Source organism: Desulfobotulus alkaliphilus, assembly GCF_007830435.1.
In the GTDB taxonomy this organism is placed as follows: domain Bacteria; phylum Desulfobacterota; class Desulfobacteria; order Desulfobacterales; family ASO4-4; genus Desulfobotulus; species Desulfobotulus alkaliphilus.
Genome location: NZ_VLLC01000018.1, coordinates 10,907 through 24,788 on the forward strand (window position 1 = coordinate 10,907; position 13,882 = coordinate 24,788).

Below are 13,882 nucleotides of genomic sequence, written 5' to 3' on the forward strand. Positions count from 1 at the left end.
CCAAAGCCTGCCATGGTAATCAAAAAACTCATCCTGCCTGTGGCGGGGAGTTTTTGCCGCTTCCGCACAGGGCAAGAAGCTCCCGAATAAGATTGCGTCACAGGCAAATAGCCTGGGGCCTGTGCATCTGCCTTGCAGATATGATACCTGAAAAACTGTGCTGAACAGCTACAAAAAATCTTTATTCTCAGACCAGACCATACAGAGGTCCACCCTTTGCGGCCAGCGCATCCACCCTTTTTTCAATGGCAGGATCCGTTTCCAGCCCCGGTGCGTGGTGCCCCTTGATACGGGCATCAATGAGCAGGGGCCCCGTACAGCCCCAGTGCTTGTTGTGGATAAAACTGCCTCCGCCGTGAACATCCTTTGCAGGATCACTCCGGGTGAAGGTGACCCACAGCCAGTTTGCCTCCCGTCTGGCCACAAAATCCGCATCATCCACCAGAAGGATCAGGGGAAAGGCTTCCCTGAATTCCGAATCCGTACCCAAAAAAACCGCCAGTTCTTCAGCGTCCCATGGTAAAGAACCAACGGAAACCCCACCGGATACGGCCAGAATGCCCGGCATCACAAGGGCCGCCCGGTCAAGGCCAGAGGGCAGGGAAAAACCATCGGGCAGCCTTGTTCCCAGCCGCCTTCGCACGGGACCACAGGCCGCCACCACCAGCTTGGAACCCTGATTGACCCCGTCTCCGGAATAATCCAGCGTGTCCATGGTGGTCCGGGTATGAAAATGAAGATCCCTTGACCAGTCCACCCTTTCCAGTACATGGGCAAAAAAAGAGGGAATATTGTGAATGTCCAGATTCGGCGCATCTTCTTTTGCCACAATGAAAAGATACTTGGCAAGGGAGCAGTGGCCAAAACCAAGGATGGCCGAAGCCTGAGTCAGCAGTTCCATGGGCCTCGGGGTCCGGGGTTCAAAACGTTCATGGCCTATGGCCAGCAGCAGGGGGTGCACACCTGCGGCATCCACGGCATGGACGGCTGCCACGCCGGGCAGGGAAACGGGCACCATGGGAGCTGTGATATCATGGATAAGCTGACCGAAAACCGTATCTTCCGCAGGCGGTCTGCCCACCACCGTAAAGGGCCAGATGGCATTTTTTCTATGGAATACCCGCACATCCTCCAGATAGGGAAAGTCATGGACCAGACTGTAGTATCCCAGATGATCCCCAAAGGGGCCTTCGGGCTTCTTTCCTTGGGCCACGTAGCCTGTGATACAGAAATCCGCATCCAGACTGATAATATGGTCTCCCCTGCGGGCATAGCGGAAATTGCGTCCTCCCAGAGCACCGGCAAAGACCAGCTCCGAAAGACCTTCGGGAAGGGGCATGACCGCAGCCAGGGTATGAGCCGGAGGTCCGCCCGCAAAAATACTCACGGGCAACCGTTTACCCATGGCAGCGGCTTTGGTGTGGTGGATGCCAATATCCCGGCGGATCTGATAATGAAGACCTACCTCCTCATCCTGAATATAGTCATTTCCGGAAAGCTGTACCCTGTACATGCCAAGGTTGGTGGAAAAAATCCCCGGCTTTTCGGGATCTTCACTTAAAACCTGAGGCAAAAGCACAAAGGGACCGCCATCTTCAGGCCAGCATCGCACGGCGGGCAGGCTGGATACACGGGTTTCACAGGCTAAAACAGGCCCTGTTTTTTTCCGTATGGGAAGGGAGGCTCCAAGGCTTTGCGGCAGGGAAAGGAGACGGGATGGCCGCTTCAAAAAAATGGCTGGGTCTGCCTTGGCTTCCACCAGCGTACGGACCGCAGCAAGGGTATCCCTGAATAAAAAACGGGCCCTTTCAAGGGTGCCGAAAAGATTGGAAACCGCAGGAAAGGGCGAGCCCTTCACCCTTTCATAAAAGATGGCCGGTCCTCCGGCTTCCTGTACCCTGCGGTGGATGGCCGCCATTTCAAGATCCGGGTCCACCTCCTCACGGATGCGGACCAGATCCCTTTGCTTTTCAAGATCCCTCACAGCCCCTTCAAGGCTTGCATATCTCATGGGTTTTTCCCTTCTTTCATCTCAACCTTCTCCCTGAAACCAAAACCCAGCCGGTTATCGCCATAAAGAACATGCTCCGGTATGAAACAAAAAAAGCGGTTCCCGAAACGTTCACCAAACTGCAGGGGATCATACATGCCCGCACCGGCCATTTCCCGTATAAAGGAAAATTTTCTTAAATATTTGGCAAAGGCCGTTGCCGATCCGCTGCCACCGGGCCGGATACTTCCTGCCATTTGCAGGCCCCTGATTTTTTGCCAGTGACCTCCGTCATAATATACACTTGCCGAGGCCCGGTTTCCATCAAGGATATGCCGGGATCCGGGAGAGGAAAAAAACCAGAAGGCCCCCCTGTAAAACACATAATAAACGGGCGCTGCCCACGGACCTTCGGGGCCGGAGGTCGCAAGGGTCATGACCTGGGAATCTCTGGCAAGCTCCCTTGCAGATCCGTTAAGATCTTCCTGTGACACCTCTTTTTTTTTCTTTGGAAGCACCATGGGACTCCTGACCCTGACCTTGGTCCAATTAAAAAAGGACGGCCCATAAGACCGCCCCTTTTCATTGCATACGTGGAACAGATGTCAAGATCTAACCCTGTTTTTTACCGCAGGAGGGGCAGAAAACAAAATCTTCCTGAACAGGCGCACCGCAGTCTTTACAGCGGTTGGCGGAGACCGGCTCCAGCTCCACCAGAAGCTCGCCGTCTTTCACGGGAACCATTTTCCTGTCCACCTGATACCGGGCAGACTTCAGCACCCGCTTCACCCGGCCATCCACAGCAGAAAGCACGGCTTTTTCCTGCTTCATGATGGAAATGTTGAACACTTCCTCACCGGCCTTCACCATATCCCCCACATTCACATGGGTCACCCAGAGGTCGCCGTTGGAAGGCGATGCAATGTGGTAGGGATTATCGGAATCCGCCATTTCCATACCTGCAGTGCCCCCCCTCAGGGGTTCAGCCACCTTGACCACATGGGTCATGATTTCCGAATCCAGATGATAGCGAACCACAACATTGCCGTCCTCATCGGGCAGGGAAAGGTCCAGAATGGTCATCTCATGGGGCATGCCCCGGCCATCTTTAAAGGAACAGGAACTGCCCTTTTCAATGCCTTCAAACCAGACATCCAGAGGCAGATGGTTGGGATCTCCGTATTTCTCCTGGAAACGGATGGTCTTCAGGGCATCTCCGGGGTGGTTCAGGTAAAGGACCAGCTCTTCCTTTGTGGGTTCCCGGTTCAAAGCCTTTGCCAGCGCCTCTTTTTCCAGATCCATATCCATGGGCTCCAGATGCTTCAGGGGAGAATCTTCCGTGCGCTTTTCCATGGACTTTTTATAATCCGGACCAAAGGCGGATTCATACACCCATTCCGGCGGGAAACCTAAGGGGAGTTTGCCAAATTTACCCAGAATCAGATCCCGGAAAGCGTCATTGGCCTCCTGATAAATCTCAAGCCTTGCCTTTTTCATTTCATCGGACAGGGCTTCTTCGGGGGTGTTCACAACGGTTTCCAGAACATCAAGGAGCTTACGCACATTCTTTTCTCCGCCCCGCTTGTAGGCACCGGTTACGGAAAGAAAAGCCGTGTTCCATGTAATCTGGGAACCGGGTGTTACATCGTGGTAACGGACAATCTGACGGATACCCGCCAGATATTTCAGCATATAGGGAAGCAGATGAATGTAGCCCTGCTTCATGGCCCCTTCCTGGGAAGAGCTGGTGGCCCCTCCGGGCATGCCATGCTGCACCACCTCATAATCCACACCCTGAAAATAGGGGGCCGTGTAACGGTCGTAGTAGGGCATGATCTGCTTCAAAACAAAGCCCGCATCCCGTACCCTTTCCTTGTCCAGACAGATCTCAAGGCCGTGTTCTTCTTCAATGAGGGCCGCCGTTGCAAGGGCATCCCCCTGACCGTACCAGCGGACCGATGCGCCAATGGCCACATCGAGAATGTGACACCCGGCTGCGGCTGCCGCAGAAAGGGCAGGAGAGAAAAGTCCGTCCGTGCAGTGGCGGTGATAATGGAGCACCAGATCCGGATATTTTACCCTGAGCCTTTTTACCAGATCCCGGATCATGGCTGGCGGGCAGACCCCTGCCATATCCTTTAAACCCAGAATGATGATGCGGCTGGCTTCTTCAAGGGACACACCGGCCACATCGGCCACCATGGCAAGGATCTCTTCGGTCACCCCAAGGTAGTGGTCCGCATCAAAACCCCTGGCATGGCTCATGGAAATGGCGGGCTGGAAAATCTTGTATTTTTTAGGCAGCACCACTTCCGCAAAGGGCCGCATGTTTTCGATGTGGTTCAAAAAGTCAAAGCAGCGGATGACATCATAATTCTCACAGATCATCTCGCCTGTGGTCTGCATGAGATTTTTGGGCTGGGGTTTATAGCCCAGCACGTTGGTGGAACGGATCAGAATCTGCTTCAGAGTGTCCGGCGCAAAATCATTCCACTCATCGGCTTCCTTAAAGGGATAGGTCATGTTCCCCAGCATGGCCACATGGAAGTGGGCACCGCCGCCGTTTTCAAGGGAAAAGAAACCACATTTATCCAGAATGGGTCCGATGAGGCGGTCTTCGGCCAGACGGAAACGGTTTCCGGAGTTGGACTGGGTCTGATCCCTGCATGTGGTGTCCGTAAAAAATACCTTCCCGGCAGTTCTCACATAATCAAGGATGCTCTCCCGGCTCTGGCCCCTTCTCAGGGGAACATGGGCAACAACATCCCTTTCCGGTGTGAAGGGAATAACCGGTGTGCAGGGACCAAGGCGCTTATCATGGAGCCCGCGGTACTTATCAAGGGAAAGGTACTCATTGTACCCCTTGGCGGAAATTTCTGCGATCAGACGGGAAAGCCGCAGGGCTTCGGGCTGCTGATCCACATAATCAAAAAGATCCGGGTTTTTCTGTACAAATTTGGTGTCATAATTGCCGGAAATGAATTCTTCCCGCTCCAGCACAACCTTATAAAAGGGAATGGTGGTTTTAACACCTGAAATCATGCACTCTTTCAAGGCCCTGCGCATCTGTTCCACATTCTTGGACCAGGAGTCTGCATAGGCAATGAGCAGAGAAGCGGCGGAATCATACTGGGAAGGAAATTCATAGCCCGCTGTAATGCAGGAATCGATACGGATACCCTGACCTCCGGGGGAGGTGTAACGGGTGATGCGGCCCGCATTGGGAGAAAAACCTTTTTTGGGATCCTCACAGTTGATGCGTACCTGCATGGCATGCTGATGGGGCTTTGTTCTTTCTTCATTGAAACGCAGGGCGCAGCCATAGGCAATGGCAATCTGTTCTTCCACCAGATCCACCCCATAGCGGCATTCCGTAATACCATGCTCCACCTGAAGGCGGGTATTGGCCTCAATCAGGTAGGGATTGCCCTCCATGTCCACAAGAAATTCCACCGTGGCCAGGGAATAATAATCCACGGACTTCACCAGCCGGATGGCATATTCCTTGAGGCGTGCCCGCAGTTCTTCGGTCATTTTCGGCCAGGGAGAGGGCGAGATTTCAATGAGTTTCTGATGATTGCGCTGTACCGTGCAGTCCCGCTCATCAAAGGCAAAGACATTGCCGTATTTATCCGCAATGACCTGAATTTCTATGTGACGAACTTCAGGAAGCAGTCTTTCCACAAAAAGTCTGGGGTTACCAAAGCTGGCCTCGGCCAGAGCGGAAGCCTTCACAAAACTGGATTCAAGGTCTGCATCAGAGTAGACCTCATAAATCCCTCTGCCTCCACCACCGCCTTCGGCCTTAAGCATGATGGGAAAACCCAGTTCATGGGCTATTTTTCTGGCTTCAGGAATCCCTACGGCCCCTTCGGAACCGGGCACCACAGGCACCCCCACCTTCTGGGCCAGCGCCCGCACGGCCACCTTGTTGCCCAGCTCATGCATGGCCTTCTGGGGAGGTCCAATGAAAATGATTCCCGCCTCCTCACATTTGGCAGGAAAGGAATCATCTTCCGCACCAAAGCCCCATCCCGGATGGATGGCTTCAATGCCTTCTTCTTTGGCTTTTTTTACAATACGGTCCAGGTCCAGATAGGCTGTGGGATTTTCGCCCAGCAGCATCAGTTTTCTTGCACCGATGGCTGCGGGAGAGGTTTTATCAATGTCCGTTGCCGTTATGCAGGCCGTTGCTCCAAGCTCTGTGACAGCCCTGGCAATTCTGCGGGCAGGAATACCCCGGTTGGCAATGAGAATGCGGACATCATTGCCCGACTCCCGCCTTCTGCGGATTTCTGAACGGAACTCTTCAAAGGTTTGTGCACCCATGTCTGTTTCCTTTTCTGGCCTTATTTTAAATTTATGGATAATGGTCAGATTTAAAACGCCCCTGAACCGGTTCCCAAGAACCTGCCAAAGCTAAAAATATTCTTCAGGGTTTTTAAATCCAACATAAACTATGCGGGACCGATGCTGCCTGAGTAAAAAATAATTTCCCCTTTTTCAGATAACAGGCGTAAACCGCCGTCTCCGGCAGGACCGATCAGAACAGCAGGAAAGCTCAGGCCTTCTGTCAAACCTCCCGATGAAAAAACCATCACCGCCTGTCCTTTCCGCCACAACCAATGAGTCGAACCAGTCATTAAACCATAATCCGATATTTTTTCAATACTTTTTGACAAAAAAACCCGGACATCCCCCATGATATCCACCCATAGATCCAGGGGATGGAAAAAAAATCCTTTTTCGTTCAGAGAGGTTGCGGCGATGGTGCTGTTTTTCCTTATTTCCCGGTCCGATGGCGCAGAAACAAGGTTTATGCCCATACCCGCAAGTACACAGTCCGGCCGGGAACGTATCAGCATCCCCCCCACCTTGCGCTCTTCAAGGATCAGATCATTGGGCCATTTGAGCAGAAGGGGCACCCCCTTCTGCCTTAAAACTTCCGTGAGGGCGGCCCCCAGCATCAGCGGCAGGCCTTTCACTTCGGAAAAAAAACCGGGCAGTTTCCAGACAAGGTGGAGATTGCCCAATGGTGAAATCCAGTGCCTTCCATACTGGCCCACACCGGCACTCTGGCTTTCGGCCAGCACGGAATCCCAGTCCGAAAAAAGACCCCTTTCCTCCAGCCAGAGGGCCACATCAAAGGCCGTGGAACAGTTTCCGCAAACCCTTATGACGGCTTCATCCCTGCCGGATTGACCCGCACGGACCCATCCACCACCATCCTCTGAACCAGAAGGAGAAATACCGGAGCCTTCATAAAAGCTCCGGTTTAAAGGGGATGCAAGGCCTTGCATCCCCTTCTGCCAGAATAAAATATGGGGAGACGCTTTCATCAGGATTTCCCGGCTGCCTTTGCCCATGAATCCCTGAGGGTTACGGTGCGGTTGAGAACCGGACGCTCCCTTTGGCTATCCGGGTCCACGGCAAAATACCCCACCCTTTCCAGCTGAAAAACATCGCCGGGAAGGGATTCAGCCATGGCCGGTTCCAGAAAGGCTTTTTTCTGCACAAGGGAATCCGGATTCAGGGCATCCAGAAAACTTTTCCCCTCGGGCATGTCATCGGGATCTTCCTGGGTGAAAAGCCGGTCATAGAGCCGTGCTTCAGCTTCCAGGGCATGACTTTGGGATACCCAGTGGATGGTCGCCTTCACCTTGCGGCCATCCGGCGCATTGCCACCAAGGGTTTCAGGGTCGTAAACCGCACGGATTTCCACCACCTCACCCGTGTCAGGATCTTTAACAATTTCCTCACAGGTCACAAAATAGGCAAAACGCAACCGAACTTCCCTGCCCGGAGAAAGGCGGAAAAATTTCTTGGGAGGATCTTCCATGAAATCCTCCCTTTCGATCCAGAGTTCACGGGAAAAGGGAACCTTGCGGCTGCCAAAGGCCGGATCTCCCGGATGATTCACCGCATCCAGCCATTCCACCTCTCCTTCCGGATAGTTGGTGATAACGAGCTTTACCGGGTCGAGAACCCCCATGCGCCGGGGAGCCGAAGCATTGAGATGGTCCCGGACACAATATTCAAAAAGGGCCAGATCCACGGTGCTGTCCTTTTTGGCCACACCGATACGCTCACAGAAATCCCGCAGGGCCGCAGCAGGCACTCCCCTTCTCCGCAGACCGGACAGGGTGGGCATGCGGGGGTCATCCCACCCATGCACATGGCCTTCATTCACCAGCTGAATCAGCTTGCGCTTGCTTAAAACCGTGGAAGAAAGATTCAGCCTTGCAAACTCATACTGCCTTGGCCTTGCAGGGGCATCAATGTTGTCCAGCACCCAGTCGTAGATTTCCCGGTTGTTCTCAAACTCTAAAGTACAGATGGAATGGGTGATGCCTTCCAGGGCATCGGAAATGCAGTGGGTGAAATCATACATGGGATAGATGCACCATGCATCCCCTGTCCGGTGGTGATGCACCTTGCGAATGCGGTAAATTGTGGGATCCCGCATGAGAAAATTGGGGGATGCCATATCTATTTTAAGCCTGAGTACATGGCTGCCCTCATCAAATTCACCGGCCCGCATACGGGCAAAAAGATCGAGGTTTTCTTCCACACTCCGGTCCCGGTAGGGGCTGTTTTTCCCCGCTTCCGTAAGGGTTCCCCTGTAGCTGCGGGTTTCTTCGGCGGAAAGGGAGCAGACATAGGCCTTGCCCCCCCGGATGAGTTCCACCGCAAAATCATGGAGTTTTTCAAAGTAATCGGAAGCATAAAACTCCCGGTCCCCCCAGTCAAAACCCAGCCAGCGCACATCTTCTTTGATGGCGTTGACATATTCCGTGGACTCCTTTTCAGGATTGGTATCATCAAAGCGCAGATTGCATTTGCCTGAAAATTCTTCTGCCATACCAAAATTCAGACAGATGGATTTCGCATGGCCCATGTGCAGGTATCCGTTGGGCTCCGGAGGAAAACGGGTATGCACCCGACCCTTATGGGTATCTGCTTCAAGGTCTGCCTTGATGATATTGCGGATAAAGTGGGAAGGTGCTGCATTTTCTACTGTACTCATGGTATCCTTTCAGGGCATCTAAGCCCGATGCTGGCAGTCCGTCACGGAGACACAAAAATCCCGTGTGCTTCTTAAAAACAATCTCTACTCGTAATTATTCAGCAAAGTTTTCCAAGTACCATAGCTGCAAGACAGACGCACAGGCCCCAGGCTATTTGCCCGTGACGCAATCTTATTCGGGAGCTTCTTGCCCTGTGCGGAAGCGGCAAAAACTCCCCGCCACAGGCAGGATAAGTTTTTTATTACCATGGCAGGCCTTGGTACGCTGCCTTTGTGGCGGCTCAGACAGTTTGCCGCTTCTTATTAGCACTCCGGCACTCAAGCCTGAAAAGGCTGCATCGTTTACATGACGAGCTTTGGTTTTAGAGCTTGAGTGCCGGACAAAGCTCTGATCCGAAACGATTGCAATGTCACTTGCAAATAGCCACGGAGCCTTGCAATAGTACGAAGCTGCTGTACCTACAGCATTGACAGTTCAAAACAAACTGTGCTGAACAGTTACCTCTACTCTTCAGTACCATTTTCGTTTGGCAGCGGCTATAGCGTCAGTCAGGTGTACAGACACCCAGCCCGATTGTCCTTTACTAAAACCAAGGCGTTGAAATTAACACACAATGCTTCAAGGAAAAAACATGCATTTCTGTTTAGGCTCCCTCAATCCCGTGAAAAAAGAAGCCCTGATTCAGGCCCTGAAAGAATCCGGCCGCTTTTCCTCCATCCATGTGAGCTGTGAAAATGCGCCCTCCGGTGTACCGGATCAGCCAAGGGGCTTTGAAAGCACCCTCACCGGTGCCAGAAACCGGGCAAAGGCCGTATGGCATGAAGGCATTTTTATGGGTGTGGGCATTGAATCGGGCATTGTTCCCGTTCCCCTGACCCGCACGGGCTTCATGAACCTTACGGCCTGCGTATTCTATAATGGCCGGGAATATTTCACGGGCCTTGGTCCTGCCTTTGAACTGCCCACCGAAATCAGCCGCCTTGTCAGCGAAGAAGGACTGGAACTGGATGCGGCGGTACAGGCCGCAGGCTTCAGCAAAAACCCCCGCATCGGCTACAGCGAAGGGCTCATCGGCATCCTTACCGGCAATGCCGTCACCCGCATGGATTACACCAAACCCGCCATCCACATGGCACTGGCGGCGCTTTGCTAAGGCTCCACCTTCCGTTTCCCCTGCTTGTGGGCCCCTTCGGGAAAGCGCTTTTCTATGATGGCTATCACCTCTTCGGCACTGGATTCAATGGGCTTGTTGCTCACATTGATGGTGGAAAAACCATGGCGGCGGTACAGCTCCCGCACGGCATCCACTTCCCGGTACACCTCCTTCACCCCGGAATAGGCCATGTCATCGGTGAGCCCCAGCCGCTTTCTGCGGATCTGCCTGTGGGCAGCCAGTTGTTCAGGATCAATGTAAAGGGCCACAATGCGTTTGCGGTTGATGGCCATCAGCTCGGAAGGCAGAGGGATGCCTATCACAATGGGCACATTGGCCACCTTCCAGCCATGGACGGAAAGGTACATGCTCAAAGGCGTTTTACCTGAACGGGAAAGGCCCACCAGCACAATTTCCGCCTTGCCCAGATCCTGGGGGTTGAGTCCGTCATCATGGGCCACGGCAAATTCAATGGCCGTTACCCTGTCCATGTTCACCTGATTGAACTTGCGGTAGCGTCCCGGCTCACACAGGGGCGCATCCCCGAAATGCTGCTGCATCATATCCAGCACAGGCCCCATGAAATCCACACAGGGAATATCCATCTGCTCACATTCACAGATCAGCAGTTCCCGCAGCCCCGGATCCACAATGGTATGGACCACAACCCCCTTTTCCCCGACCACCCTCTCAAGGGCCTCATGGATCTGATGGGCATCATGGACATGGGGTACACGTATAACCTTGCTGCGCACACCGGGAAACTGCACCAGTGCGGAACGCACCATCTGCTCGCCATTAATTCCCTGTCCGCAGGACAGGACATAGACAGGGGCCCCCTGCCGGGTCATGGTCGTAAGCTCTCCACCAGGCATGAAATCTCCTTTCGGGTATATTCAAAAAATCCAAAGACTTCCTGACGATGTTCCTGTATTGTTCCTCAGATCTTTTGACAAGGCAGAGGAACTCGACTATGGGTACAGTGTTTTTTTAACACTCGGACACGGAGGCCAGTATGGGCATGATCCTAGAAAAACTGAAACATTTTAAAAAAAATCAGGATGTGGTGGAAATCGGAAGGCGTCACTTTTCCGAAAGCCCCATCCTCGGCCAGATCCGTGCCCTTTCCGACACCCTCGTTCAGGTGACGGAATACGACAGCACAGGGCGTTACAATGGCATCAGCGTCTTTTACGCCGATGACATTACAGACCTCCTCTGGGAAACCCGGGACACCCGGACCGTCATGAAACTGGCCCGGCTGCGTACCCCCTTTGAGGTGCCGGAACTGCGGCTGGGTTCCCTGAGGCTTCTCATCGAGGACATCCAGCAGCGCTTCGGCACGGCGGCCTTTCTCAATGAGATGGCCGGACTCACGGCCATGTGCGGCGAAGTCATCAGTGTGGACAACGAATGGGTGCATATCCTTGAGTACGCCCCCCGCAGTGAGGATGGCCGCTTCCAGAGCATGACAAGGCTGGATCTCATAACGAGGCTCTGTGCGGATACGCCTGCCATCCATGACGTGATCCGCATCCACCGGATTCAGACGGACAGCGGTGAATCCCCCCAGACGCCCCCGGCGGAATCCCCCTGATCCCCATAAGCCTTTTCCCATAATCCGGCCACCACCTCCGTGGTGGTCAGGATATCATCACTGCACAAAACCTTTGCAGGCAAAGATCTTTCTTCCCCGTACCCCCTATCATAATATTCTTCCAGAATCTCCTTCAGAAAAGCATCCACTTCCCCCTGATCCAGCAGGGCCTGCCACTGCCGGACCCGGTTTCCTCCAAGCCGCCTTGTGAGAAATCCCAGTGCATGGCGGACAGCAGCCACACCCCCTCCATCTGCACCAAAGTATTCCCGCTTAAGCCTTGCCACACGGGCTTCCATGGAAGCTTCCAGACGAATGTGGGGGCCTTTTTCCAATGCCCTGAAAAGGGCCGGAGGTACCTGCACAGGACCGATCTTCCGGCTTTCCATTTCCGTAACAAAAACAGGAAAACTGCCATCTTCTGCCCGATGGGCCAGCAGAAAAAGATAAAGCCGCATTTCAAAGGCCTGCTGATCCACCACGGTACTTTTTCCCTTTTCCGCAAAGCGGATGTGCCCGAAAACCGAAGCCGCATGGCCAGCGGCAGCCTCCAGATGCAAAACCGGAACATGGGGAAAATGTGCAGCCAAAAGCTCCAGCACCTGCGATTTACCACACCCCGTAGCACCGGAAAGGGGCCAGAGGGTAAAATCCCCATGATAGAGAAGCTGATACACCCCCCTGCGGAAACCCTTATGCCCCCCTTCAAGACGCATAACAGAAAACCCGTGCCTTGCCAGAAGGCCTGCCGCATAACGGCTCCGGCCCCCTCCCCGCCAGCAGTAAAGCACAAGGGGTCTGCCCTGACTCAGTGCCCGCACCCTTTCCACATAAAGGGCTTCCTTTTCCTTTGCCAGATAAAAGGCGTAGCGCATTGCCGTCCTGTGATTGTGCCTTCTGTACAAAAGTCCCACCTCATGGCGCTCCCTGTCATTGAGAATGGGCATGGAAAGGGCTACGGGAATGGCATCTTTTTCATATTCTGACTCGGAACGGACATCCAGAACCAGACAATCCGCATTGCCGTGGCAAAGGTGGCGGCGCAGCATTTCTCCAAAGGACTTTCGGGAAATATCCCTGACCTCCGGTGCAATGAGATCCTGCCTCAGCTCCGGCAGGTCCAGATCCTGAATGCGCCTGCACAAAAGGGCCAGCTCTTCCTGCTGGTCACAGGGTTTTGTTTCAGGCATCATGACAGCCTCCATGGCGCACCCTGTAGTGGAGAAGCAGAGACCCGAAGCCCAGAGGTTCTGCATTCACAAGCAAAAGATCCATGGGAATATGCTCAGAAAAAAGTCCGGGACCTGCCCCAAAAATCAAAGGGGAGACGGTCACAAAAAGTTCATGGATGCGCCCTGCCTTTGCAAAGGCCGTATTCAGGCGGCTGCCACCGATCAGGGCCGCCTCCCCGTATCCTTCTGCGGCAAGACCATCCAGAACCGCATCTACGGAACCCGATGTGAATGCAAGATCGCCTGAGACAGAAACACGGGATTCTGGAAAACGGGTAAAAACCACATTTTTCCGGCCCGGAAGGGGACCTCCCATGGCATCAAAGGTTTTTGAACCCATGAGAACAAGGCCCATGCGCCGGGTAAGGGCTGAAAAATGTGCCTTGTCCGCTGCCTCCGTCCAGTCCAGCGGATCGTTAAGGCTGCGGGCTGTCCTGCCGTCCAGGGTCCGTGCCATGACAAGACTCACCCGTATGCCTGTTTCAGTTTTCATGCATGGACCGGTACGGGCAGGGGTTTTCCCTGATAATGCTCTTCATAGGCCGCATGGACAGCGTCAAGGGGGTGACGGTCAAAGATATAGGCTGCCAGCTCTTCGGCAGGCTCCGGGTCTTCCAGATCATTTTTAATGCGGGTCATGAGCACCATGCGCACCAGTTGCACCCGGGCATCCTTGTAGCGGATGGCCTTGTCCAGAGACCGCACATCCTCTTCCTCCATATCCGGCCCCATCCGCTCCGGCAGCACGCCCGCTTCCTCCAGCACGGAAAGCCTTTCCGGCGCAGGAATTTTTCCAAGCCTCCGGCAAAGGCCTTCGGGCAGACGCTCAAAGGCCTGATTTACCGCTTCTTCCGTAAATACCGTATCCACCACCACAGACCT

The 13,882-nt window shown here is 53.8% G+C and carries 11 protein-coding genes; 2 read left to right on the forward strand and 9 right to left on the reverse strand.

The annotated features are described in order from the left end of the window. Positions 1 to 187: 187 nt before the first annotated feature. The 5 genes from LZ24_RS11300 to LZ24_RS11320 all read right to left on the reverse strand — a co-directional run bounded on the left by LZ24_RS11300 (position 188) and on the right by LZ24_RS11320 (position 9,017). A complete protein-coding gene (locus LZ24_RS11300; RefSeq protein ID WP_144685412.1) occupies positions 188 to 2,011 on the reverse strand; it encodes a UbiD family decarboxylase in 1,824 nt (607 codons plus the stop codon). Further along, positions 2,008 to 2,511, reverse strand: coding sequence for a pyridoxamine 5'-phosphate oxidase family protein (locus LZ24_RS11305; RefSeq protein WP_144685413.1), 504 nt, complete (start codon positions 2,509 to 2,511; stop codon positions 2,008 to 2,010). The genes LZ24_RS11300 and LZ24_RS11305 overlap by 4 nt, the downstream gene beginning before the upstream one ends. A 91-nt stretch (positions 2,512 to 2,602) precedes the next feature. Beyond that, positions 2,603 to 6,319: a pyruvate carboxylase gene (locus tag LZ24_RS11310; RefSeq protein WP_144685414.1), complete on the reverse strand. Its 3,717-nt coding sequence runs from the start codon at positions 6,317 to 6,319 to the stop codon at positions 2,603 to 2,605. Positions 6,320 to 6,447: 128 nt separating this feature from the next. Further along, complete coding sequence (locus LZ24_RS11315) at positions 6,448 to 7,329, reverse strand: biotin--[acetyl-CoA-carboxylase] ligase (protein ID WP_186443087.1); 882 nt, start codon at positions 7,327 to 7,329, stop codon at positions 6,448 to 6,450. Beyond that, entirely contained in the window at positions 7,329 to 9,017 is a 1,689-nt protein-coding gene (locus tag LZ24_RS11320) for a glutamine--tRNA ligase/YqeY domain fusion protein (protein WP_144685416.1), read from the reverse strand. Before LZ24_RS11320 ends, LZ24_RS11315 begins: the two co-directional genes overlap by 1 nt. 632 nt (positions 9,018 to 9,649) lie before the next feature. On the opposite strand from LZ24_RS11320, the gene LZ24_RS11325 reads away from it, so the two are divergent. Next, positions 9,650 to 10,171, forward strand: coding sequence for a DUF84 family protein (locus tag LZ24_RS11325; RefSeq protein ID WP_186443088.1), 522 nt, complete (start codon positions 9,650 to 9,652; stop codon positions 10,169 to 10,171). Here LZ24_RS11325 and LZ24_RS11330 read toward each other — a convergent pair. Further along, positions 10,168 to 11,046 carry a pyruvate, water dikinase regulatory protein gene (locus LZ24_RS11330; RefSeq protein ID WP_144685418.1) on the reverse strand — a complete coding sequence of 293 codons (879 nt, stop codon included), beginning with the start codon at positions 11,044 to 11,046 and terminating at the stop codon, positions 10,168 to 10,170. The genes LZ24_RS11325 and LZ24_RS11330 overlap by 4 nt on opposite strands. 140 nt (positions 11,047 to 11,186) lie before the next feature. Between LZ24_RS11330 and LZ24_RS11335 the strand changes: the two genes are divergently transcribed. Then, positions 11,187 to 11,768: a hypothetical protein gene (locus LZ24_RS11335; RefSeq protein ID WP_144685419.1), complete on the forward strand. Its 582-nt coding sequence runs from the start codon at positions 11,187 to 11,189 to the stop codon at positions 11,766 to 11,768. Here LZ24_RS11335 and mnmH read toward each other — a convergent pair. Genes mnmH through LZ24_RS11350 form a run of 3 tightly spaced genes read right to left on the reverse strand, consistent with a single transcriptional unit; the run spans position 11,717 to position 13,873 of the window. After that, positions 11,717 to 12,961, reverse strand: a complete 1,245-nt coding sequence (mnmH, locus tag LZ24_RS11340) for a tRNA 2-selenouridine(34) synthase MnmH (protein ID WP_186443089.1) — start codon at positions 12,959 to 12,961, stop codon at positions 11,717 to 11,719. The genes LZ24_RS11335 and mnmH overlap by 52 nt on opposite strands. Then, positions 12,951 to 13,493: a dihydrofolate reductase family protein gene (locus tag LZ24_RS11345; protein ID WP_246118587.1), complete on the reverse strand. Its 543-nt coding sequence runs from the start codon at positions 13,491 to 13,493 to the stop codon at positions 12,951 to 12,953. Before LZ24_RS11345 ends, mnmH begins: the two co-directional genes overlap by 11 nt. After that, the gene (locus tag LZ24_RS11350; RefSeq protein WP_144685421.1) at positions 13,490 to 13,873 is read right to left on the reverse strand and encodes a hypothetical protein; all 384 of its coding nucleotides are present in this window, start codon (positions 13,871 to 13,873) and stop codon (positions 13,490 to 13,492) included. The genes LZ24_RS11345 and LZ24_RS11350 overlap by 4 nt, the downstream gene beginning before the upstream one ends. Positions 13,874 to 13,882: the final 9 nt, after the last annotated feature.